Source organism: Marinobacter fuscus, from assembly GCF_003007675.1.
GTDB classification, from domain to species: domain Bacteria; phylum Pseudomonadota; class Gammaproteobacteria; order Pseudomonadales; family Oleiphilaceae; genus Marinobacter; species Marinobacter fuscus.
The window spans coordinates 1-1475 of record NZ_PXNP01000073.1; the positions used below are offsets into that span (position 1 = coordinate 1).

The window sequence follows — 1475 nt, forward strand, 5'->3', positions numbered from 1 at the left end:
CAGCGGTGTTGGTATTCATGGCGTGCCCCAGTTGTGGGGTCGTCCGTCTCAAACGGTAATCGGGTTGGCGGCTTTTGCGTTCTGATTCTTTTGGCCATCCGTCGAGTTGGTGCAGCTGTCCGGGAGAGGGCATGCGGCCTGGGTGTCAGGCTCAACCACGGTGGTGAACGGCCATTAACAAGGCGGTCAACCGGACGCCAAAAGCGTACCGCTTTTGGTTCCCTCCGCTGCGCTCCGGCGCCGGTTACCGCTAGCGTTAGCCGTACAAAAGGAGATATCACAAATGATAGAACCAAAAAGCTCGTTTCCCGTGTTTATCGTTAAGGATCTCGGTGCAGCAAAATCCTTCTACACAGAGAATCTTGGCTTTGATGTTGTTTTCGCTGGTGACTGGTATATTCACCTAGTTTCGAGTACGGGTGTTCAGGTTGGTTTTATGCTGCCAGAACAACCCACACAACCACCAGTATTTCAAAAACCACACTCTGGCGAAGGTGTCATTTTCAGCTTGGAAGTGGAGGATGCAGATGCTGCATTCGCCGCAGCTAAATCTAAATCGCTTAAAATCACGCTCGAATTGCGGTCCGAGGACTGGGGTCAGCGTCACTTCTGTATTCAGGACCCGAACGGTGTCTATTTGGATATTGTTCAATCTTTTGAGCCAACCGAAGAGTATCAAAGTGATTATGTCTCAAAATAGAAGCCTTACCGATCTCAAGAATATCGGCAAAAAAATTGCCAGTCGCTTAAATGAGATTGGAGTTTTTTCTGAAGATGAACTACGGCATATTGGTGCGGTTGGTGCACATCAGATGATTAAGGAAAAGTACCCAGAAGAAACGTTGTCAGTTTGTTATTACCTGTATTCATTTGAAGGGGCATTAATTGACAAACATTGGAATGAAATAGGTGAACAAAAAAAGAAGCAGCTTAAATCAAAAATCGGCTAACAATCACATGCACTCGGACAGCAAAAAGCGCCGCTCGTTCCTCGCTCTGCTTTTTGCTGCCGGTGATGTGAGGCGTTAATGGCCCAGGCCGTCTTCATTTTAGGCGGGCTCAGTGCAAAGGCCTTGGCACCGGTTTTGGCTGCAAAGCCGCTTGTGTTGATGATGGCCAAGGCCGGAAAAGTGGCTGTCGGGGTTGGGTGCCAAGCTCATCCGCAGCAAGGTTATTCGCGGCGTGCCCCAGTTGCAGGGCCGTCCAGTTCAAATGGTAATCGGGTTGGTGTGGTTTGCGCTCTGGTTCCTTTCGCCATCCGTTGGGTTGGTGCAAGGTGTTCGGGAGAGGGCATGCAGCGTTGGTTGTCAGGGGAGACCTTGGTGGTGACCGGCCACTAACCAGCCGGTCAACCGGACGCCAAGAGCTTACAGCTTTTGGTTCCCTCCGCTGCGCTCCGGCGCCGGTTACCTTCGCGTTAATGGCCCAGGCCGTCTTCATTTTTGGCGGACTCAGTGCAAGGGCCTTGGCATCGG

General features: G+C 51.3%; 2 protein-coding genes. Both read left to right on the forward strand.

The window, feature by feature from the left end:
- The first annotated feature begins 283 nt into the window (after nt 1-283).
- Nucleotides 284-700, forward strand: a complete 417-nt coding sequence (locus tag C7H09_RS09510; RefSeq protein ID WP_106762292.1) for a VOC family protein — start codon at nt 284-286, stop codon at nt 698-700.
- Nucleotides 687-950, forward strand: coding sequence for a TfoX/Sxy family protein (locus C7H09_RS09515; RefSeq protein WP_106762293.1), 264 nt, complete (start codon nt 687-689; stop codon nt 948-950). Before C7H09_RS09510 ends, C7H09_RS09515 begins: the two co-directional genes overlap by 14 nt.
- Nucleotides 951-1475: the final 525 nt, after the last annotated feature.